At 60.3% G+C, this 20,952-nt stretch carries 18 protein-coding genes; 5 read left to right on the plus strand and 13 right to left on the minus strand.

Annotated elements, in window-relative coordinates:
* Positions 1-15: 15 nt before the first annotated feature.
* On the minus strand, positions 16-282 hold the full coding sequence (locus M0D69_RS39335) for a type II toxin-antitoxin system Phd/YefM family antitoxin (protein WP_301787203.1): 267 nt from the start codon (positions 280-282) through the stop codon (positions 16-18).
* Positions 283-367: 85 nt separating this feature from the next.
* Between M0D69_RS39335 and M0D69_RS39340 the strand changes: the two genes are divergently transcribed.
* Entirely contained in the window at positions 368-604 is a 237-nt protein-coding gene (locus tag M0D69_RS39340) for a hypothetical protein (protein ID WP_301787204.1), read from the plus strand.
* 18 nt (positions 605-622) lie between these two features.
* On the opposite strand, the gene M0D69_RS39345 is transcribed toward M0D69_RS39340, so the two are convergent.
* Positions 623-2,068: an NAD-dependent succinate-semialdehyde dehydrogenase gene (locus M0D69_RS39345; RefSeq protein ID WP_301787205.1), complete on the minus strand. Its 1,446-nt coding sequence runs from the start codon at positions 2,066-2,068 to the stop codon at positions 623-625.
* Between the two features lie 217 nt (positions 2,069-2,285).
* On the opposite strand from M0D69_RS39345, the gene M0D69_RS39350 reads away from it, so the two are divergent.
* Complete coding sequence (locus M0D69_RS39350; protein ID WP_301787206.1) at positions 2,286-3,332, plus strand: aromatic acid exporter family protein; 1,047 nt, start codon at positions 2,286-2,288, stop codon at positions 3,330-3,332.
* A 42-nt stretch (positions 3,333-3,374) separates the two neighbouring features.
* On the opposite strand, the gene M0D69_RS39355 is transcribed toward M0D69_RS39350, so the two are convergent.
* Positions 3,375-4,064, minus strand: coding sequence for a glutamine amidotransferase (locus tag M0D69_RS39355; protein WP_301787207.1), 690 nt, complete (start codon positions 4,062-4,064; stop codon positions 3,375-3,377).
* A 3-nt stretch (positions 4,065-4,067) separates the two neighbouring features.
* Positions 4,068-5,492, minus strand: a complete 1,425-nt coding sequence (locus M0D69_RS39360; protein ID WP_301787208.1) for an APC family permease — start codon at positions 5,490-5,492, stop codon at positions 4,068-4,070.
* 139 nt (positions 5,493-5,631) lie between these two features.
* Between M0D69_RS39360 and M0D69_RS39365 the strand changes: the two genes are divergently transcribed.
* Positions 5,632-7,116, plus strand: coding sequence for a PLP-dependent aminotransferase family protein (locus M0D69_RS39365; protein WP_301787209.1), 1,485 nt, complete (start codon positions 5,632-5,634; stop codon positions 7,114-7,116).
* 105 nt (positions 7,117-7,221) lie between these two features.
* Here the strand turns inward: M0D69_RS39365 and M0D69_RS39370 are convergent, their stop codons facing one another.
* The 5 genes from M0D69_RS39370 to M0D69_RS39390 all read right to left on the minus strand — a co-directional run bounded on the left by M0D69_RS39370 (position 7,222) and on the right by M0D69_RS39390 (position 11,461).
* Positions 7,222-7,908 carry a M24 family metallopeptidase gene (locus tag M0D69_RS39370; protein ID WP_301787210.1) on the minus strand — a complete coding sequence of 229 codons (687 nt, stop codon included), beginning with the start codon at positions 7,906-7,908 and terminating at the stop codon, positions 7,222-7,224.
* Positions 7,909-8,014: 106 nt separating this feature from the next.
* Positions 8,015-9,268, minus strand: coding sequence for a 2Fe-2S iron-sulfur cluster-binding protein (locus tag M0D69_RS39375; protein ID WP_301787211.1), 1,254 nt, complete (start codon positions 9,266-9,268; stop codon positions 8,015-8,017).
* A 121-nt stretch (positions 9,269-9,389) separates the two neighbouring features.
* Complete coding sequence (locus M0D69_RS39380; protein ID WP_301787212.1) at positions 9,390-10,022, minus strand: hypothetical protein; 633 nt, start codon at positions 10,020-10,022, stop codon at positions 9,390-9,392.
* 35 nt (positions 10,023-10,057) lie between these two features.
* Positions 10,058-10,840, minus strand: coding sequence for a molybdopterin-dependent oxidoreductase (locus M0D69_RS39385; RefSeq protein WP_301787213.1), 783 nt, complete (start codon positions 10,838-10,840; stop codon positions 10,058-10,060).
* A 3-nt stretch (positions 10,841-10,843) separates the two neighbouring features.
* Positions 10,844-11,461 carry a cytochrome b/b6 domain-containing protein gene (locus M0D69_RS39390; protein WP_301787214.1) on the minus strand — a complete coding sequence of 206 codons (618 nt, stop codon included), beginning with the start codon at positions 11,459-11,461 and terminating at the stop codon, positions 10,844-10,846.
* Positions 11,462-11,677: 216 nt separating this feature from the next.
* Here M0D69_RS39390 and M0D69_RS39395 point away from each other — a divergent pair, with 216 nt between their 5' ends.
* Positions 11,678-12,358 (plus strand): heavy metal response regulator transcription factor, encoded by a 681-nt coding sequence (locus M0D69_RS39395; RefSeq protein ID WP_301787215.1) that lies wholly within the window; start codon positions 11,678-11,680, stop codon positions 12,356-12,358.
* A complete protein-coding gene (locus M0D69_RS39400; protein ID WP_301787216.1) occupies positions 12,355-13,785 on the plus strand; it encodes a heavy metal sensor histidine kinase in 1,431 nt (476 codons plus the stop codon). Before M0D69_RS39395 ends, M0D69_RS39400 begins: the two co-directional genes overlap by 4 nt.
* On the opposite strand, the gene M0D69_RS39405 is transcribed toward M0D69_RS39400, so the two are convergent.
* The 4 genes from M0D69_RS39405 to M0D69_RS39420 all read right to left on the minus strand — a co-directional run bounded on the left by M0D69_RS39405 (position 13,763) and on the right by M0D69_RS39420 (position 20,668).
* Positions 13,763-15,586, minus strand: coding sequence for an FAD-dependent oxidoreductase (locus M0D69_RS39405; RefSeq protein ID WP_301787217.1), 1,824 nt, complete (start codon positions 15,584-15,586; stop codon positions 13,763-13,765). The two genes, M0D69_RS39400 and M0D69_RS39405, sit on opposite strands and share 23 nt — an antisense overlap.
* Positions 15,583-16,662, minus strand: a complete 1,080-nt coding sequence (locus tag M0D69_RS39410; RefSeq protein WP_301787218.1) for a DedA family protein/thiosulfate sulfurtransferase GlpE — start codon at positions 16,660-16,662, stop codon at positions 15,583-15,585. The genes M0D69_RS39405 and M0D69_RS39410 overlap by 4 nt, the downstream gene beginning before the upstream one ends.
* An 85-nt stretch (positions 16,663-16,747) precedes the next feature.
* On the minus strand, positions 16,748-16,939 hold the full coding sequence (locus tag M0D69_RS39415) for a hypothetical protein (RefSeq protein ID WP_301787219.1): 192 nt from the start codon (positions 16,937-16,939) through the stop codon (positions 16,748-16,750).
* Positions 16,940-16,969: 30 nt separating this feature from the next.
* Positions 16,970-20,668: a DUF748 domain-containing protein gene (locus M0D69_RS39420; protein ID WP_301787220.1), complete on the minus strand. Its 3,699-nt coding sequence runs from the start codon at positions 20,666-20,668 to the stop codon at positions 16,970-16,972.
* Positions 20,669-20,952: the final 284 nt, after the last annotated feature.

Genomic DNA, 20,952 nt, shown 5'->3' on the forward strand with positions numbered 1-20,952 from the left:
ACCTCAAAAGAGACCTTAACTGAACGGCATTACGGCCGAGGCCCGGTTTTTCTTCGGGTTTGCCACTTTGAATTCAGCGACAGATTCGCGCAGCCGTTCTGCATTCTTTGCCGAACCAAGGAGATGCAGTGTCTCTTGCATGCTGTTGTACTCGCTCTCCGAAACCATCACGACGCGCTTTCCGTTCCGCCGGGTGATCAATGTCGGCGCGTGGTCCTTGCTGACCTCATTCAGAATCTTTTTGAAGCTGCTACGAAGCTCGTTGAGCGTGCATGATTTCATTCTTCGATCCAGATATTTGGTAACGTAGGATCATTGCACGAGCTTGGACGCAATGATGCGTCCGGTCAGCCACATCCGGGAGAGAATGAAGAAAGTTGTCACCAGAAAAATCAGTCGTTCGCGCGCAGAACGAGAGGAAGCGAATAAATCTCCCGAGAGCGAAGCCCGAATTGCTAGGTTCATCAAACTGCTTATGTCGATGCCGAATGTCGGATTAGATTTCGATTTTGAGCGGATCCAAGACGTCCGTAAAACTCCGGGTGAAAGCGACGAACAAAGAAAAACGCGACGCAGCCAGAGACCGCGTCGCGCTTTCACCTAAAGCTACCTGCTATTCGACTTACCGCGCCTCGCTCACGAACTTCGTCACGAGATACGCTTCCATCGCTTCGCTGCCGCCTTCCGAACCGTAACCCGAGTCCTTGACGCCACCGAACGGTGTTTCCGGAATACCCAGCCCGTGGTGATTAATCGACACCATGCCGCTTTCGATATCCTCACCCACCGCCGCCGACGTCGCGCTGGAACGCGTGTACGCATACGCCGCCAGACCATACGGCAAGCGGTTCGCTTCCGTGATGGCTTCGTCATAGGACTTGAAGGTGGAGATTGGCGCGATCGGGCCGAACGGCTCTTCGGTCATGATGCGCGCCGACATCGGCACATTGGCGAGCACCGTCGGCGCGAAGAAATACCCTTCGCGGCCAATGCGCTCACCACCCGTCAGCACCTTCGCGCCGTGTTCGACCGCATCGGCGACCAGACGCTCCATTGCCTGAAGGCGGCGGCCGTTGGCCAGCGCCCCCATCTGCACGCCCTCTTCCAGGCCGTTGCCAACCTTCAGCTTCTTGGTAGTTGCGACGAAATGCTCAGTGAATTCCTCGTACGCGGATTCTTCGACGATAAACCGTGTCGGCGAAATGCACACCTGACCGGCATTGCGGAACTTGGCGCTGGCCAGGAGCTTGGCGGCGCGCGGGATGTCGGCATCGGCGAAAACCAAGGCAGGCGCGTGGCCGCCGAGTTCCATCGTGGCGCGTTTCATGTGCTCGCCGGCCATCGCGGCCAGCAATTTGCCAACCGCCGTCGAACCCGTGAACGAGATCTTGCGGATCAGCGGATGGGCGATCAGGTACTTCGAGACATCGGCGGGGACGCCGAACACGAGGTTCAGCACGCCAGCGGGCAAGCCTGCATCGATATAAGCCTGGACCAGCGCCGCGCAGCTCGCCGGCGTTTCTTCCGGTCCCTTCAGCACGACCGAGCATCCTGCCGCGAGCGCCGCCGACACCTTGCGAACCGCTTGGTTGATCGGGAAATTCCACGGCGTAAACGCGGCGACCGGACCGACCGGCTCGCGTGTCACAATCTGGCGAACGCCGGCAGCGCGTGCGGGAATCACGCGGCCATAGGTGCGGCGCGCTTCCTCGGCGAACCACTCGATGGTGTCCGCCGCGCCCAGGACTTCGATGCGCGATTCGACCAGCGGTTTGCCTTGTTCCATCGTCATGATGGCGGCGATTTCCGCTGCGCGCTCGCGCAGGTTCTGGGCGGCCCGGCGCATCAGTTTGCTGCGATCGAATGCCGATTCCCGGCGCCACGCCTTGAAGCCACGGCCGGCGGCCTCGGCGGCTTCAGCGAGCTGCTGCTCGCCAGCCAGCGCGAGACGGCCGATTTCCGCTTCCGTCGCCGGATTGATCACGGCGGTATCGCGTGCGCCTGCGCGCCATGTGCCGTCGATATACAACTGCGTGCTCGGGTAAGGGCGAAGAGTGCTCTCGCTCATGCTTGGCTCCTGATGTTCGTGGTGGTTGAAAGGTGCCGCCGGTAGGTGAACCGCGTAAACCGTGCGAAGTAACTGTTTATGGTAACGCGATCACGAGGGTTTTGCTCGTGGTGGCGGCGGGGGTGCTGCTGCGGGCCAAGGTGATCAGTTCACGTTGGATAATCGCTTTAGTTTCAACTTAAACTCACCGCTACAGCCCCCACCCTGCGAAACCTTCGTGCTAACGAAAAAACCTGCGGCCACTCCCGAACTCAGGCGCTTCGCCCGCACGCTCGTCAGTTGCATGCTCAGCTACGGCGCCGCCAAACTCGCTACGCTGCCTGAGCTTTACTGGGCGATTATCACAACACTGATTGTCGTGACCCAGCCGAGTCTCAACCAGGCGTTAAACACCGGCCGCGACCAGATCATCGGTGCGGTGATAGGAGCGGTCGTTGGCGTGATCGGCTTGATCGCCGTCCTGCGCGGGGCACCACCGCTCATCGTGTTCGCCATCGGGCTCCTGCCGCTTGCAGCACTGGCCGCCTGGCGGCCAACCCTTCGGCTCGCATGCGTCACGCTCGTGATCGTCGTGCTGGTTCCGGCAAGCGGGATGGGGTCGCCGTTCGCACGGCCGATCGATCGCGTGCTCGAGATTCTGATCGGCGCGGGCGCGGCGCTCATCGTCGTGTTCGTGATGCCGAATCGGGCGATCAACGCGGCCCATGATCGCGCCAGTGAAATCGTCCTCGCGTTGGGCGAGTTGATTGCGGTTTATCTGCGCAAACCGGACGACGCGACGCACGCGGAAGATTTGCATCGGCGCTCGGCTGCTGCCGAACAGGCACTCGATGACGCCATCACCGAAGCCGGCCGCGAGCACATCATCGTGCCGGTAAAACGCACGCGCGAAAACGTCATCGACAAGGTTGCGCCGATGCTCACGCGGCTGCATCGCGACGCGCTGTTTCTTGGGCAGGCGCTTTCGGGCGATCCGCAGTTGGCGGAGCGTTTGACGTCGCCTACACGCGATGCGCTTGGTATGACGGCAGATGCGTTTGCGGAGTTATCGAAGGCGCTAGCCGCGACGCTCGATGCCGATAAGCGTAAGCAGGATGGGAATGTACGGGAGGCGCGTACATCGTTTGAGAGGCTGCGATCGGCGTCGAATGCAGCGTGTGCATCGATGGAAAAGAACACCGTGTTGCCCTTCGTGATGAACCTGCTGGTGCAGGATTTTGGGGATCTGATCGCGACGATAGAAGCGGCAGATGGGCGGGGGTAGGAGAAAGAATCAACCGCTTCGGCGTAGTTGATTCTCACACCGCTAGTCGAACACTATGCTCGCTAGCCACGTCTGGAGGACGCGTCTTGGTATGTCCGTTGACGGTACGTTCGCACGCAAAGACTGAAGACTGACGCCGGCGTGTGCGAGTTCGACCGCGTGACCAACAAGCCAGCTTTCGAGCTCAGTCGCACACGCTTCAAGATGAAACTGCAGACCGAGCACCTGTGTCCCGATCGAAAACGCCTGTTGCGTATAGGCCGTGGTCGATGCAAGACACACTGCGCCGGCAGGAAGATCGAATGTATCGCCGTGCCAATGCAACACGGCCGTACCCTCTGCCAACGGCGCCAGCGCTGACTGTGCGCCCGCGTCAGTCAATACCACAGGTGCCCAGCCAATTTCCTTTGTCGGTCCGGCAAATACCCGCGCGCCGCACGCTAGGGCGATCATCTGGGCACCGAGGCAAATTCCAAGCAGGGCACGGTTCGACTTGAGCCGTTGCTTTATCAAAGACAGCTCCGGAGCGAGAAAAGGATAGTTGTCTTGCTCGTAAGCGCCGATCGGACCGCCAAGTACGACGAGCACGTCCGGTTCAAGCACGTCGATTCCCGACAGATCACTTGTCGGAGCATCGACGTATTCAACCCGATACCCCCATTCGTCAAACATGCGCTCGAAAGTGCCGAGATCTTCGAACACGACATGGCGGATCGCCAACACATGCTTCATGATTTAGCCTTCGTTAAGGGTTCCCATGCCTGACGGTTGATAGGCCTCGTGAGTCGAAGCCAGTTCCTGACGAATCCGGGTTCCGGCCGCAGGCACCCGCCGATGGAACACGACGATCCATGTCGCACCCACACCGAGATAAGCCAGGAACAGATACGGAAAATAAACAACTGGCGCGCTCGGCACTGGATAAACACTGCCCACGGCCGGGATCAACAGTAGCAACAGCGCGATGGCGCAACACGCGACATCCCGCTTGCGCAGTTGGCCAAGACGCGAGAGGTAGACCGGTGCCGCAATCGTGATCAGAAAATACGGCACGAGAAAGCCGAATGCCGCGAGCGTGCCCACGTAGCTGAATGTATCGAGCTCAGCCGTATGCCCAAGGGACAATGCGGACGGCACCACGAACGCGATAACCGCCATTACCGTGACGGCCACGTGCGGCGTCTCGTTGACCGCGTGCGCATCCGCGGTGACCAAAGGAAGCAGCCCGTGACGGCCCATTGCGAAGATGACGCGTGCACCAGCGTTCATACAGGACAGCGCCAGTGAAAAGAACGTAAACATCGCGCCAAGCGACAAGGGTATCTGCAGGAATTTCACATGAGCAAGCTCGGCAAGCACGTTAAGCGGCGCATCGACCTTGTCGAGCGTCGTTGCATAGCCCGTGAAACCGTGCACCATCACATAGGTGACGAACACGAAGAACACGCCCGACACAATCAGGCTCCAGATGACCGCGCGCGGAATTGACGTGAGGGGGTTCTTCGCCTCGGTACCGAACGCCGTCGCACATTCAAAGCCGACCAGACTGAAAATCGCAACCACCACACCGAGCCCCATGCTCGAAAGCGGCGTATCACGCAGGCTAAGCTGCTTGGTATCGAGTACGAAGTGATACTGCGCGAGCACGATCACGCAAAGTCCAACAATCAGCAGCATCGAGACGCCTTCAAGCACAAGCATCAATACGGCGGACAACTGTACGTTCTTGTATGCGCAGTACCAGGCAGCCACGGCGCAAATCGCGAAGAAAACCAATGGCGACGCGCTGAAGCCCGCCATTTCGGCCAGCTTGCCGGCGAACACCGAGAAGCCCGTGATCCCCGCCATCGCGATTCCCAGGTATGCCCAGATCAGCGACCAGCCGGCAATGCCGCCTGCGGTCAGTCCGAGCCCGCGACAGGTGTAGGCGTACATGGAGCCGACACCCGCCGAGCGGCGGGCGAACTGATTCAGGTTGAACGCGACGAACAGCAACATGACTGTACCGAGCGCATAGGCAAGCCAGCTCATATTTCCGGTGCTGGCGAACATCACGGGGATGATCAGCGCGGCCGTCATCGTCGGTGAGATAAGTGCGACGGCCTGACCAAGCAGCTCGGAGAAGTTCAGGCAGTTGGCGCGAAGAGGACGTGTTTCCATGGATTGCACCTGTGTGGTCGATGACGATGGATTCGTTTCGCCGCGAGTGCCAAGACGTCGCACTTCTCGCAGTGAGTCGATGGTACGATCGACATGGACCAGATGAACCCTCCAGAAATATTAACTTGGGTGGACCAGTATGCTAAGGCCGACCGAGCTTCGGATTGCGATCGACCGCAGGCAAAAAACTGCGCCATATCTGCAGATCGCGCACGCGATCATCGAGGAAATCCGGCGAGGCCGCCTGCACCCGGGCAGTGCTTTGCCGGGCACACGCGATCTCGCCGAAGCACTCGAAGTGAACCGCAAGACAGTCATCCTCGCGTACGACGAATTGACCGCGCAGGGCTGGTTGACCCCGGAGCGCGCTCGTGGGACCTTCGTCTCTCCAAACCTGCCGACAGCCCAACCTGCGGCGTTTGCTTTTCGCCCTATAGAGGCGACGTCGATTCCAGAGGAGCCTGATTTCAGGCTCCCCGGTCAGAAGAGCCGCATCGACATGTTGTTGCCCGAAGCTGGTGTACTGATGTTCGACGACGGTGCACCCGATACGAGACTGGTGCCCGTCAACGAACTCGCACGTGCCTACCGGCGCAGCTTGCTCTCGTTGAGTCGCGACAATCTTCTGGGTTATGGAGACCCGCGCGGAACAGCCGCACTCCGCAAAGCGGTATCCGACATGTTGAATGCCGAACGCGGACTCAACACGACCGCGGAGACGATTTGCCTGACACGTGGCAGCCAGATGGCCATTTTTATCGCCGCACGCGTGCTCACACAACCGGGCGATTCCGTCGTGCTCGAGTCCTTGAGTTATCCACCTGCGCGCGAAGCATTTCTCGCCAACGGCGCGCATGTCGTGACTGTTGGCATCGATGCGCAAGGCTTGCGGCTCGACGATCTCGAGAGGGTCTGCCGGGCCCAGCGGATTCGATGCGTATACTTGACGCCCCACCACCAGTTTCCCACCACGGTCCTGCTGCCGCCCGAGCGACGCTTGCGCCTGCTCACGCTGGCCGATCAGTTCGGCTTCGCCATCATCGAGGACGACTACGACCACGACTTCCATTTTTCGCATCGGCCCATGTTGCCGCTCGCTAGCGCGGACCAGTGGGGCAAGGTTGCTTATATCGGCTCGATGTCAAAGCTGCTTACACCAAGCCTGCGCAGCGGGTATATCGCTGGTGCGAAGCGATTCGTCGATCGTGTGGCCGAGGAGATCCTGTTGATCGATCGTCAAGGCGATCCAGCGACCGAACTCGCGGTGGCTGACATGATTGACTCGGGTGAAATCCGACGCCATGCGCGCAAAGTACTGCATGTGTACGACGAACGGCGAATGCTTTTTGCCGATCTGCTGAAACGGGAGTTCGGTTCTTCAATCGAGTTTGAAGTGCCTGACGGCGGGCTTGCATTCTGGGTCAGATTCGACGAATCGATCGACGCTGGACGTCTGGCCACGACTGCGGGAAATCACGGCGTGAAGTTCATGCCAGGCGCGACCTATTCGATATCCGGGGAAGCGACCTCAGGAGTAAGGCTGGGTTTCGCGAGCCTCAACAAATTCGAACTGGCCGAAGCGGTCAAGCGACTAGGAGCAAGCTTGCGCACCCTCCGAGCGTAGGGTGCGCGTTGCGCTCACCGATGATCCGGATGTCGCCCGGAATCAACCGAAATCGCCCGGAATTTCAGAGGCTTTTGTTCACTCTAGCGAGCTGCCTCAGGCGCCTCACTCGAAGTGATCGTCATCAAGCAGCATGTCTTCAAAAAAGGCTCCGTATGGCTTTTGCGGATGCCGGATATGAATCTCGAGGACCCAAAGCAACGGCGCTGGATGAAACGGTACCTCGGCGAGGGGCCCTTCATAGATCGCAGCATGCGGGAAGTCAGAGATCCGATGGCCCGACAAGTCCAGATTCAACGCCCAGCCAAGCGCGTCCGCCTGCTGTTCAGCAAACTCATACAATGCCTCGCCCGAGATTTTTTCATCGCGCCACTTCGAGCGTACGAGATGAAACAAAGCCTTGGCGTCACGCTTGCAACGGGCCATATCGACGTCAGCGCCGGTGACGAATGTATCGCCACCGTCTCCTTCCCATTTCTCCCAGACAGGGCCGATATCGATCAGAAAGATATCGTCCTCGCCAAGTACGATGCCGGGATCTGACGCTTCGCCGAATGTCTTGGTCGTGTTCGAGCCGAAGCGAACGTAGACGTCATGCCAGCCGCGCTGCATACCGGCCTGCTTGAGAATCCCCTTGGCCATCTCGACCGCGTCCTCTTCGACCATGCCTGGCTGGCACTGTGTCGCAATCGAGTGAATCGCAGCACGCGTCTTGTCGCGTACGGAGAGCATTGTTGCGGCGGAAAAGTCGACGCCTACGCGTTCTAGGTCGGACATGGCGATTGTGTTCATGGGCAAGAGCTCCGTTTAGTCGGTTCAGCGTGGGTAATGCATGGTTGGATTCGTGCAGAAGAATTGCTTGTCAACGCATATAGCGCTCGATCTTGGCTCCCCGGCGTTACCGCACTCTCACGGCAAACCCGTTCATTGTCCGATCCAGTCTGATTTGGCAGGCGAGGCGAGACGAACAGGTCGCATCGGGAGTGAACGCCAAGAGGTCAAGTTCCTCGCCCTTCGGCTCGGCAATCTGGTCGCGCCATTCAGCCGCGACCTCAACAACGCAGGTGCCACATGCGCGCTGACCACCGCACACGCTTTGGATCGGAATTCCCGCCCGCTTCAGTGCCTGGAGTAACGTACCTTCGGCTCCCACCATGTACTCCGTTCCGCCCACATCGATTTGCACTTGCGCGCATTCGCGATGTGCAGCATCGGGTGCCGGTGCAAATTCGATCTCGCCAAACGGGTCAGCGAAAAACGCCTGTTCTAAGAGGCCCCGCTGTTCAATGAAGGCACGTCGTGCCGCGCTGACCATCTTCGGCGACCCGCACGCATAGACCATTGCGTCGTTAAGCGATTGAATATCTTCCATGACAACCTCGTGCACGTGTCCTCGTCGGATCGACGACCCCTCAATAGCCATGCCATCCGATAGAACAGGAACGAAACGAAAGTTCGCATGTTCACGCGCCCAGCTTTGCATCAACGCACGGAAATACAGATCGGAGAGCTTACGGCCGCCCCAGTAGAGGGTGATCGGTGTGTCGATTGCCGCGCCAAGGGTGCGTTCAAGCAAGGCGCGGACAGGGGCGAATCCCGTTCCAGTACAAACGAAGATCGCACGCTTTCCAGCGGCGGAATGCCAGGCAAATTCGCCGTGCGGCCCTCGCCACGAAAGCGGGTCGCCGACCTTGGCAGTACGCATCGCTTCGTCGCTAAAAACACCGCCGGCTACACGGCCGATATGAAGCTCGATGCATCCATCGAGGAGGTCAGCACGCGCGAGCGAATAACTTTTGAATCTTCCGTCGTTGCCGAGCACGTTGATGTACTGACCCGGCGCGTAGGAGAAGGGTGTGTCGGAGTCGACGCGCACGCTCAAAATGGTGACGCCGCTCGTAGGGCGGTCGACGCGGGAAACCGTGCCGCGGATCAATCTCCGAGACGCGGCATCGTTCTGGACCATAGCGTCGCGAGCATTGCCGACGGGCATCCAAAATGCGGCGTTCGTTGAAATCGGTCTCTGCATTGACGTGAGGAAGGAGCGAATCGAGTAAAAATCATAACGACTAACTGGTCCCCCATCTCCATCCAGCTTCTCGATACTGACTGGTCCAGTCAGACTTTGTGAACCAGAATCGCTTCGGCTCATGAACGATGTAATCGTGGCAACGCTGATTCAGAATGCGACAGAGCCGACTCAAGGTCGGCTCTGTACTTACGGCATGTCCATGCGCTTGCTATACAGACTCAAGCGGCTTGACCCGCCCCAATCACATCGGCGGCGCAACGCCATCCTTCTCGACCACCACGCGCGACGCGGCAAACTCGCTGCCGTTCACCGGATTCGCGACGATAAACACCTTCTTGCCCGCCGTCAGATCCGTTCGCGCCGCCGGTGCGAACGTCACCACGGGCACGCCTTCCGGCACCGTCACCGTGTTGCTGCCGCCCTTGTATGAGAGTTTCAAATCACGCCCGCTCGTGCCAGTCACGACCTGATCGACGTTCGCGTTCGTCATCGTGCTGTTCGGCGAAAGATCCCACGCATAGTGGCCTTCACCCGTGCCGCGCGCGGCTTCCGGGAACACCAGCACTTCGGTCGCCGTCATCTTGCCGTCGGTGCCGGTGGTCGCTGCCGTGCCGATAAACGAACCGGCCTTGATGTCGGAGAGCTTGATGTTTTTCACTGCCGTGACCGGCGTGTCCTGCTTCATGTCGATCGTAACGGTATCGCCGCTGCGACGATGAACGGTAAGCGTATCGCCGGACAACGAAACGATATCGCCACGAATACGCGAGGGCTTGGCCGCCGGCGCCTGGGCAAACGCAACGCCGGCAAAAGCAAGCGCTGCAACCGATACACCGAGTTTCAAACGCAATGAGGTGGATGAAGAAATAGACATGGAGGCTCCAGTTTTAGTATTTGACGCGAGAAAATTCAGGCACCACCGAACCAGTTGTAGCCCTGGTTCTCCCAGTAACCACCGGGATATTCGTTCGTCACAGTGATCGCGACAATGTGCTTCGGGTTCTTGTAGCCGAGCTTCGTCGGCATGCGCAGCTTCATCGGGAAGCCGTATTTCGGCGGCAGGACCTGGCCGTCGTAGGTCAGCGCCAGGAGCGTCTGGGCATGCAACGCAGTGGGCATGTCGATGCTCGTTGAATAGTTGTCCGCGCAATGGAACGCCACGTATTTGGCCGTAATGTCGGCGCCGGAACGCTTGAGGAAATCGGCGAAACGCACACCGCCCCATTTGCCGATAGCGCTCCATCCTTCAATGCATATGTGCCGCGTAACCTGGCTTTCCTGCGGCAACGCGCGCAGCTCTTCGAGCGTCCAGACGCTCTTGCCTTTCGCCAATCCACCGACCGTCAGCTTGTAAGTAGCCGCATCGATGAGCGGAACGTCGTCGATGTCGTAGAACGCGTTGAACGGGAACGGGCGCGTAATCATCGACTCGGGATAAGTTGGCGCGAGCTCGTTTGGGTCGAAGAGGAAGGCTTGCGCTTCGTCGTTGAAACGCGACATCGTCCGCAGCACGGTGTTCACGGATTTATCGTCGGAGATATTGCAGCCCGACAGCATCATGAGACCGCCCAGCGACAGAAGACGCTTGCCGAAAAGACGCCGCGCGGGCGCCTTCAGTTCATTGCGCGCATCTTTGAGGATGTTCTCCACATCCAGATTCGACGCAATGAGTTCGCTCTTTCGGTTCAACATGGTTCAGCGGCCCCGGATCATCAGCAACAACGAGCGTGGAACGAGCGCGACCATGACCACGTGCAGCACGAAGAATGCGACCAGGAAACTCATCGCAAAGAAATGGACTACACGGGCGTTGTCATAGCCGCCCATCAGATCGCGCAACCAAGGGAATTGCACCGACTTCCACACCGCGAGCCCCGACAAGATAACGATCACAATGTCCAGGATGACCGCCAGATACGCGGCCTTCTGCACGGCGTTGTAGTGTGAGAGATCATCGTGTTTGAGCTTGCCGGTCAGCGCGGCGCGCAGATCGCCGAACAAGCTTCTCACGCTGAGCGGAAACAGCTTGCGGCGAAATCGTCCCGAGATAATGTTCAGCCCCACGTACACGAGAAAATTCGCGACCAGCACCCACATGGCCGCGAAATGCCACAGCAACGCGCCGCCCAGCCATCCACCCAACGTAATGGCAGGCGGAAAGACGAACGAGGGAAAAATCGGCGAAGCGTTATAGACCTGCCAGCCGCTCGTCACCATGACCACGACCGCTAGCGCGTTGATCCAGTGTGTGACGCGAACCCAGCCGGGCTGGAGGCTTGCATGAGTCGAAAGTTGAGTCGAAGATTGATTCAAGCTCGCCTCGTGATGGGATGGACCGAACATGCTGCGGCTCGATGAACGTGACGCGATGAACACAGCGCACACAGGCATCGCCTGGATTGCATCTTAGCTATCGCACGCTGATCTACGCATGACACGTTAATGACTTTTTTGTCATCATTTCCGCGGGTCGAAGGCGGATGGATAGAATGACCTCATTGCTCACCTAAAGCCCAAAGCGAGCGCAGCATGACCATCCTGGTTATAGAAGACGACCGCAAGACCGGCGACTATCTGAAGAAGGGACTCACCGAGTCCGGGTATCAGGTCGACCTGATTCGCAACGGCGCAGACGGTCTGCATCAGGCGCTGGCGCACCCGTACGAGTTGATCGTGCTGGATGTGATGCTGCCCGGCCTCGATGGCTGGCAGATCATGCAGGCGTTGCGAGCAAAGCGTGACCTGCCAGTCATCTTTCTGACCGCGCGCGATCATGTCAAGGACCGTATACACGGCCTCGAACTTGGCGCAGACGATTACCTCGTCAAGCCATTCTCGTTCACGGAGCTCGTGCTGCGCATCCGCACCTTGCTGCGACGCGGCGTAGTGCGCGAATCGGATGTATTCCAGGTCGCCGATCTTCACGTCGACGTACTACGCCGCCGGGTCACGCGCCAAGGCATTGAAATAGCGCTGACAAACAAGGAATTCGCGCTGCTGCATCTCTTTTGCAAGCGGCAAGGCGAAGCGTTGTCGCGGACCCTGATTGCATCGGAAGTGTGGGACATGAACTTCGATAGCGACACCAACGTAGTCGATGTCGCCATCAAACGGCTGCGCGCCAAACTCGATCAACCCTTCGATATCAAGCTGATCCACACGGTGCGCAGCATCGGCTATTCGTTCGGTGCATCCGGGGACTCACATTGAACCCGGCGTGGCGTTCGCGCTCGCTGGTCGTCCGGATCACGTGCCTGTTCGCGCTGATCGTATGCGCGGTGGTGAGCATGGTCGGTGGTTCGCTATATCACGCGACCAGCGCCACGCTCTCCACACGTGCCGATTATCAATTGATCGGGCGTGTCGAACATTTTCGCTCGCTGCTGCACGATCTCTACACGATCAAGGAAATCGAAGCGCGGCCCAAGCTGTTCGAGACCATGCTTGGCGACCGTCAGGACGTCATCATTTTTCGACGGCCGGGCGTGCCGCCGTTCATCAACGTGAATCCGGAGAATATGCCGTTGCCGCCGCTCGTTCCGGTGCCGGTGCAACGCGCGGTCAACCTCGACGCGCTCTATGAAGGCACGCGTACGGACGGCGTGCGAATGCGTTGGGTCGCGGCACAAGCGAAGGTAGGCGACGGCGGTGAAGTCATCGAGATCATCGCGGCGCACGTGATGACGCAGGAAGCGCATGTGTTGTCAGCCTATCTTGTGCGTGTCTGGATCACGGTGGTGAGCGCTGTGATCGTTACCGCGCTGCTCGCGTGGTGGGTATCGAGCCGCGGGCTCGCGCCGTTGAGAAAAATGGCCGACAGAGTCGCCGGGATCACGCCCGACACCTTGTCCGCAAGACTCGATATAAAAAACACGCCGACCGAACTGCAAAGTCTCGCGATGTCGTTCAACGCCATGCTCGACCGCTTGTCGAGCGGTTACGAACGGCTGTTGCAGTTCTCCGCGGATCTGGCGCACGAGGTGCGCACGCCTATCGGCGTGCTGATCGGACAGACGCAGGTCACGTTGGCCCACACTCGCAGCGAGGGCGAATACAAGAGCGTGCTGGAATCGAATCTGGAGGAACTGGAGCGGCTTGGGCGCATCGCGCAGAACATCCTGTTCCTCGCGCAAGCGGATCACGAGCGGCAGGACATAGAACGGACCACGTTGAACATTCGCGAACAACTGGAGACGATTGCGACCTACTTCGAAGGTATCGCCGATGAACGCAATCTCAGCTTCGAAGTGCATGCCGAAGGCGAGATGTCCGCCAACGCGATCATGTCCCGGCGCGCGATCAGCAATGTCGTGGTGAACGCGGTGCGCTACGCCGAACTCGGCACCACGATCCGGCTTACCGGTAGTGAGAATGCGCAAGGTGCGCTGATCGTGATCGGTAACCAGGGGAAGCCGGTGGCGCCCGACGAACTCGCGCGCCTGTTCGACCGTTTCTATCGCGGCGATGCAGCCCGCAGCGAGTTCACGGAATCGAGCGGCCTGGGCCTGGCCATCGTGCAAGCGATCATGCGGCTGCACAGCGGGTCGGCATCGGCGAGTTGTTCGGCGGACGGCTGGATAGAATTCACGCTCCGGTTCGCCGCCGCGCCAGCGCCTACTCCACCGCGTCAGCCTTGAGCGCCAGTTCCTGACGCTCAGCAAGCAAGCCGTGGATCTGCGATACGACCGCCGCTCCCTCACCCACTGCGGCAGCTACTCGCTTGGTCGACGCCGAGCGCACATCGCCGATAGCAAACACACCCGGCACGCTCGTTTCCAGCGAGGTCGAACCGTCCGCATGGCCGCCGTGAGCCGCGGGTCCCGTCAGCACGAAACCCTTGCCGTCGGTGTTCACATTGCAGTCGCGCAGCCAGCCCGTGTTGGGGTCGGCGCCGGTGAAGAGGAACAGATGCCGCACCTCAATCGTGAGCGGACCGTCGGGCGTCTTGCAGTGCACGGCGGCGAGCGTACGGCCATCGCCTTCCAGCGACTCGATCTGCGTGCGTGTATGCACCGTCACGTTCGGCAATGCCGCGATCCGGTCGATCAGGTACTTTGACATGCTTAGCTCAAGCCCCGGCCCGCGGATCAGCAGATGCACCCGCGCGGCGTGCGAGGCGAGATACACCACCGCCTGGCCCGCCGAATTGCCACCGCCCACCAGCACGGCTTCCGAGCCCTTGCAGAGCTTCGCTTCGACCGGCGACGCCCAGTAATACGTGCCGCGCCCTTCGAATTTTTCGAGCCCGACAATGTTTGGCCGCCGGTATGCCGCGCCGGTCGCGATCACGACCGTATGCGAGCTAACGCGCTGCCCGTTCATCAGCTCGATCTGGATCGGCATGCAGTCGCAATGAAGCGCCTTGATCTGCGTCGGAATGGCAATGTGCGCGCCGAACTTCTGCGCCTGCACAAACGCGCGCCCGGCCAATGCCTGGCCGGAGATGCCGGTCGGAAAGCCGAGATAATTTTCGATCCGCGAACTCGCGCCGGCCTGGCCGCCGGGCGCCCGGCAATCGAATACCGCCACCGACAACCCTTCCGACGCCGCATACACCGCCGTTGCCAAACCGGCCGGTCCGGCGCCGACGACCGCGACATCGTAGATATGCGCCGGATCGAATTCCGGCAGCCAGCCGAGTTGCGACGCGAGCTGGTTTTCATCGGGCGCGCGCATCACGGTGCCGTCGGGACAAATGACGAGCGGGAAATCCGCCTTCGATGTCGAGATCCGTTCGAGCAATGCAATGGCTTCAGGATCGGTGCACGCGTCAATCACGGTGTGCGGATAACCGTTGCGGCTCAAGAATCCCTGTAGCGATACCAGCCGTCCGTCGTCCGACTGGCCCACGAGAATCGGCCCGCTGCCCTTTTCAATCAACCCGACGCGACGCAGGATCAGCGAGCGCATGATCCGTTCGCCGAGTTCCGCTTCCGCCACCAGCAGCGCGCGCAGCCGGTCAGGCACGATCAGGATGGCTTCGACGTCTTCTATCGCGTGACCGTCGACGAGCGCAGGTTTGCCCGACAACTGGCCGACTTCCGCCAGGAATTGCCCGGGGTCGGCCTCGGTCACCAGATGCACGTGGCCCAGTCCGTCACGCCGCGTAACCCGCACCCGGCCGCTCAGCAGCACGAACATGCCCGGGCCGGGCACGCCGACTTCGAACATCAGTTCGCCCGCGCGCCAGTACTGCACGTTGCCGAAGCGCCGCATGCGGTCGATTTCCTCGGCGGTGAGAAACGGGTACATCTGATGCTTGCGGCTTTGCAGCGGTGAGAACGGCGCGTCGGCGGCGGCTTCTGAAGGCGCCACGGTGGCCGTGTCGTTTGCGATCGCGTTGAGGTCTTCCGATACAGGCGGCGGACTGTCGCGCCATTCCGGATGGCCCTGGCCATGGTTGGGCGCGTCATTCGTCCCTTCGTGCGTGGTACTCATGCGTGTCGATCTCCATGCAGGTAGACGGCGTCATGCAGCGCGCCCTTGCCGGCGGCCGGCGCTTTCACGGGCCACGGACACATGGCGGCCATTTCGCCCAGATCCTCGCGCGGACCGCCAAAGTCGGTCAGTGGTTTCAGATCGAGGCCGGCGAGACGCCAGGCATCCAGTCCGCCGGTCAGCGGCACGACGTCCTTGAAACCGGCGTTGCGGAGCGCCTTGGCCATCCACGCCGCCGAAACCTCGTTCGGACACGAGCAATAAATGACGATCTTCTGATCCGGCTGATAACTTTCCACGATCTTCTGCAGCTCGCGTTCATCGGCGAAAACGGAGCCTGGAATCACGAACGGATCGAGTACGCGTTTCTCGGCGGAGCGGATATCGAAGATGGCGGGCAGTGGCTCGTTCTCCATCAGCGAATAGAGCTCGTCGACGGTAATGCGCGCCGTTTCCAGCGTTTTCATCAGCATCTTCCGGCGCCAGTAGCGGTAGGCCACGTAACACGCCAGCGCGACCGCCACGACCAGGAGCGCCTGCCGCCCAAGCTGCGCGATCATCGCGAACACGAGGTCGAGTTCGGCCGCGAAGATCACGCCCACGGTCAGCCCTACTGCGGCCCATAACGCCACGCCGACACCATCGTGCGCGATAAACGAGCGCGTGCGCACGCCCATGGCGCCGGCCAGCGGCACCGAAACCAGCGACAAACCCGGAATGAATTTCGCGACGAGCAACACGCGCACGCCCCAGCGACCGAAAAAGCGTTCGGTTTTCTTCACGCAGGTATCGCGCGACAGCGACAGTTTGCAGATCGTCTTGAGCGTGCGGTCGCCGTAACGCCGGCCGCCCTGGAACCAGACGAGATCGCCCAACACGCCGCCGAGCACCGCGATGCCGAGCATCAGCGCAAGATGGGGCATCAAGGCCTGGCCGTTGAAGCCCATCATTGCCACCGATGCACCGACCACAATCAGCGTCGGCATTGCAGGAACAGGCAAGCCAAGGGCTGAACCCATCACGTTGAAAAAGACAATTGCCGGGCCATACCGGTCAGCCAGATCATGCAACAGCATGGGATTCTCCTGCAGGTTTGTGCAGCGCTGAATTCGGGTGCGGGAAGCCTGAACGACGCCTGGCGCATCGCGAGAAGCGCTTACTCTATACGGTTCGTTTGACGGCTTTGCGGTGAAGCGCGGTGGATTCCGGGAAGCGGTTGGAAGCTGCTCCGAGCGACTCCGCGTTGCCGTCATGCGCGTCGCCATGCGCCGCTGCATTAATGAGATGAGTGTAGCGCGGATTGGCGGGAATGCCGATGTACGTGGTCGTTTCCACGACGCGTTTAGTCGGCACGCGCTGTCTTCAGCACGCGCCTAAATCCGCTTACTTCAGCCCGAAGTCCACCCGCGTTGGCGCGCCCTTGTCCTTGATGCCATCGGCGTTGAGGTGCGGCGCGACGATGAAGATCCGCTTGCTGTCGATCTTGCCCTCAAAATATTGCTTCACCGCCGACGCGCGCCGCTGCGCAAGCGTACCAAGCGCACCCTCGTCCACCGGCGCGTGTTCCGCGAGTGCGGCTTTCATGTCGGCGTCGGGCATGGACTTCGTCAAACCGATCAGGTTGCGCGGTTTCTTGAAGTCCGCGTTTTTATACGCTTTAGTTAAGAACTTGCTGTATTCAGCATCGGAAATCGGGATGGTCGACGGATTGATGTTCGGATTGTCTTCGCTCGCGTCCTGCATCTTCGCCAGACGCACTTGCCGGTCGACGTACGCCGTGCGCAAACCGGGTCCATCCAGCGCCGGGTCCACCCGCGCCGATATCTCCAGCGTGACGGACGGCTTGTCGGCCAGCGCCTTCGCGATGGTGTCGAGTTTTTCCTTCGCGGCGTCGCTGAGCGTGGCCGAGCCCGGATCGAATTCCGCGTAGCCGAGTTCCTCGGGATTCTTGCCGCCGAACGCATTCGCCAGCAGCGAGAACGGCGCGGTCACCGCGCGCTCGACAAGGTGAAGGATTGCCGTCCACACCAGCGAGCCGATCGAGAATTCCGGGTTCGAGAGCGAGCCGGAAATAGGGATGTTGACGTCAATCTCGCCGCGCGAATTCTTCAGCAGCGACACCGCGAGCCGCACCGGCAATTTGGTTGCCGTGGTGTTGTCGACGTGATCGCCGAACGTGAGCTGATCGATGAAAAGATGGTTGTTCGCGCTGAGCTGGTCGTTGGCGAGCGTGTAGTGCAGATCGACGTTGAGTTTGCCCTTCGTGATCGGATATCCAGCATATTTTGTCGAATACGGCGAGATATTCGGCAACTCGACATCGTGGGCGCTGGCGGTCAGATCCAGCGACGGTTTCGCGATCAGCGGATTCACCACCCCTTTGATCGATACCGGTCCGTTCGCGGACAATTTCGCCGCGACATCGACGGGTGCCGGCGTGGTCGAGTGCGTGCCGAATGCGCCGATCGTGCCCGTGATCGCGACGAGGTTCGCGGTGAAGTTGGGTTTGACGAAGTTGTCGGTGTAGGTCACGCGGCCGTTTTGCAGCACAAGCTGGCCAAAGCGCAGATTCGCCGATGACGACGCGGTTTTCGGAGCGACGGGTACCGGGGTTGGAGCCGTTGGCGCGGACGCAGCGGTTGGTGCGGCGGCTTGCTTTGTTGCCGGCGTCTTGTCTTGAACCACGATATCGCGGAGATTCAGCTTGCCTTGCGGGTCGAGCAGCACGCGGCCGTAGAAGTTCGCGAACGTGACGCGCGCGGCGTCCACATCGGCGCCTTTTTCGTCGTAGCGGGCGTTCAATTTTGTCAGGCCGAGCAGGTTCCAGCCGGCCAGCGGCTCCGAATTCACTTTGTCGATCAGGCGCACGTTCGACAACGACACATCGCCCTTGTACCCGGCTTTCAGCGTGCGTCCTTCGCCTGAGAACGACGCGTCGCCGTTCGCGGTCAGCAGCGCGCTCGAGACGGTCGCGTTCAGGTTGCCGCCGAAATACGGCTCGAACGCCGCGGCGTCGAGCGCGCTTGCGTCGACATGGAGTGCGAGGCTCAGCGGCTTCGCGGTCAACGTACCGGCCACGGCCAGCGCGCCTTTGCCGTTCATCGTCAGCTTGCCTTCGACGGGTAGCGGTTTTGTCAGGTCGTCAGTGACTTGCTTGACGCCCAATTGCAATGGCGCGATATGCAGCTTCACCGGGCGCGCCATGCTTTCGTCGGTGAAGTCGGCGCTGCTGTCATTGAGCGAAACCTGCGCGATCTGATAACGCCATGCCGGACCCGCCGCGTTGGCCTTTTCGACCTTGCGCGTGGCGCTGGCTTCCGGCGCCGTTTCGTGCGGACCGGCGAGCGCCGCGAGATCGATGCTGCCGTCCTTCAGGCGTTTTGCATCGATGGAAAGACCGTTCAGCACGACGCTATCCAGCGCTGCGGTATGCCCAGCGACATCAATTTTCTGGATCTTCGCTTGCGCCGAACCCAGGGTTATCGGCGCGGTATTCGACTTCGGTACGAGCTTCAGTGACTTGAGCGTGACATCGCCAGCACCGACCTGGATGGACGGCTCGGGCTTCGACCAGTCCACCTGCAGCGGCAAATTTGCGCCGAGCGAGCCATCGGTGATACGCGCGGCCACCGCGTTCGCCACGTAGGGTTGCAACGGCGCCAGCGGCAAATTGGTCAGCGCGAGTTTCGCGTCTGCATTCTTGCCCGGCAGCGTAAATCCGCCCGATGCATCGAGGCCGCCGCCGTGATCGAAAGCCGTTTTCAGCGTATAGCGCGCCGGAGGTTTGCCGAGCGTTGCGAAGTCGTCGAGCGTCACGTTCAGGTTCGTTAATCCGAGCGTGGCGGGTTGCGCCATCAGACGGTCATCGAAGACGATATGGCCCTGCTCGATTGCCAGATGCCTGATCGCGAGGTCGAGCGGTTGCGCCGGGGCGTCTGCGGACGCGGCCGGTTTTGCGTCGCTGGCGGGCGCGGGTGCCGGTGTTGCGGCGCTTAGTTTTTCGAAGTTGAATGCACCGGTTTTATCCCGGGAAAGCTTCACGTCCGGCTGTGTCAACCGCACTTCGTCCAGCCGATACACATTGCGCAGCGGCTCCAGGTTCACCGCATTCACATGCAACGTTTGCGCGGCGAAAAGCGGTGTGTCCTGCTTGTCTGTCACGGCCAGATCCGTGAGATCCGCTGTGCCTTTGATGCGCACCACGGGCGCGGCGGCGGCGAGTGCAAAGCTCACATCGAGATTCGTCGTCAAACGCCCGCTCTTGACTGCGACCGGCAGCGAAGCCGGTGCGTACGAGAGCATTTGCGGCACGTCGAGACCGTCGAGCTGCACGGCAATCTCCGACTCGCGCGACTCCGAAAACGGCTTGGTGCGGCCGGTGATGGACAGCGGCGAACCATCGATACGCGCCTGCAGCGACGGCGTCACGAACAATTCTGTGGTGGATGGGAGATTGGCGATGAATGGAATCCCGATCGACCAGCGATCGATGACATGTTGCGTTTTCAGCAAGCGGTCGTCGAAGTCGATCCGGCCGTTTTCCACGCGAATATTCGATACGGAGAATCGCGCCGGTTTACTGGACGGATTGGCTGAGGGCTTTGAAAACTTTTCGATGAGATCGGAGAAGTTAAAGCGTTGCGCGTCGAGGCGCACGATATGAAAGCGTGGCGAATCGATCTTGACTTCATTGATGACTGGCGCGAGACGAAACAGTGACGACCATGAAGGGTGGACGATCAGCCGTTCGATATCGACGAAATCTCCGTTTTTTGTGCCTGCGGACAGATTCGCTTGCGCCTCGCCGATATGCACGCGGTCGGCTTCGAAGCTGAGCGTATAGGGATTGAGCGCGATCCGTTCAATGCTGGCTGGGCGGTCGAGTTGTGCGGAGAGCTGCTGTTCCGCGATATGGCGGATCAGTGGCGGGGCGGCGAAAAAGCCGAGCAGGCCGATTACGATGACGGCCAGCAGGAGACCGATGACGACACGCCGGGTGCGTCGGGCTTGCGCTACCGAGTTCGCGCCTTTGATCAGGCTACGCCCGGCTGATGTCAGGGAAGTCTTGTTCAGGCTTGCCATGCGTGCCTCGTAGCGCGGCTGTGCACGCCGGCACGAGCCATGCGCAGCCTTTGGGAAACAGGAGGCCTGAGTATACGACGCGGCGGGGGCAATTTGAACCCACTAGGGGTCTTTCGTTCGCACTCGGGGTTTGGTTTTGGGGTTGCTGGCGCTCGTGGGGACGGGTTTGTGCAGGGGTGGTGGGGTTGGGCTTAGCGGTCGGGGTTGATGCCGGGTTGCTGCTTTCGGCGTGGTCTGCGTGAGTTAGCTGTATTTTTTATCACTATTAGCCACTGTGCGTGGCG

Origin of the sequence: Caballeronia sp. SEWSISQ10-4 2 (assembly GCF_030464885.1) — a bacterium.
GTDB lineage: Bacteria > Pseudomonadota > Gammaproteobacteria > Burkholderiales > Burkholderiaceae > Caballeronia.

Coding starts and splice junctions, on each gene's coding strand:
- M0D69_RS39340 (WP_301787204.1), top strand. CDS start 368: ATGAAGAAAGTTGTCACCAGAAAAATCAGTCGTTCGCGCGCAGAACGA.
- M0D69_RS39360 (WP_301787208.1), bottom strand. CDS start 5,492: ATGGAAACACGTCCTCTTCGCGCCAACTGCCTGAACTTCTCCGAGCTG.
- M0D69_RS39370 (WP_301787210.1), bottom strand. CDS start 7,908: ATGAACACAATCGCCATGTCCGACCTAGAACGCGTAGGCGTCGACTTT.
- M0D69_RS39380 (WP_301787212.1), bottom strand. CDS start 10,022: ATGTCTATTTCTTCATCCACCTCATTGCGTTTGAAACTCGGTGTATCG.
- M0D69_RS39355 (WP_301787207.1), bottom strand. CDS start 4,064: ATGAAGCATGTGTTGGCGATCCGCCATGTCGTGTTCGAAGATCTCGGC.
- M0D69_RS39385 (WP_301787213.1), bottom strand. CDS start 10,840: ATGTTGAACCGAAAGAGCGAACTCATTGCGTCGAATCTGGATGTGGAG.
- M0D69_RS39395 (WP_301787215.1), top strand. CDS start 11,678: ATGACCATCCTGGTTATAGAAGACGACCGCAAGACCGGCGACTATCTG.
- M0D69_RS39335 (WP_301787203.1), bottom strand. CDS start 282: ATGAAATCATGCACGCTCAACGAGCTTCGTAGCAGCTTCAAAAAGATT.
- M0D69_RS39365 (WP_301787209.1), top strand. CDS start 5,632: ATGCTAAGGCCGACCGAGCTTCGGATTGCGATCGACCGCAGGCAAAAA.
- M0D69_RS39420 (WP_301787220.1), bottom strand. CDS start 20,668: ATGGCAAGCCTGAACAAGACTTCCCTGACATCAGCCGGGCGTAGCCTG.
- M0D69_RS39410 (WP_301787218.1), bottom strand. CDS start 16,662: ATGCTGTTGCATGATCTGGCTGACCGGTATGGCCCGGCAATTGTCTTT.
- M0D69_RS39345 (WP_301787205.1), bottom strand. CDS start 2,068: ATGAGCGAGAGCACTCTTCGCCCTTACCCGAGCACGCAGTTGTATATC.
- M0D69_RS39405 (WP_301787217.1), bottom strand. CDS start 15,586: ATGAGTACCACGCACGAAGGGACGAATGACGCGCCCAACCATGGCCAG.
- M0D69_RS39375 (WP_301787211.1), bottom strand. CDS start 9,268: ATGAGCCGAAGCGATTCTGGTTCACAAAGTCTGACTGGACCAGTCAGT.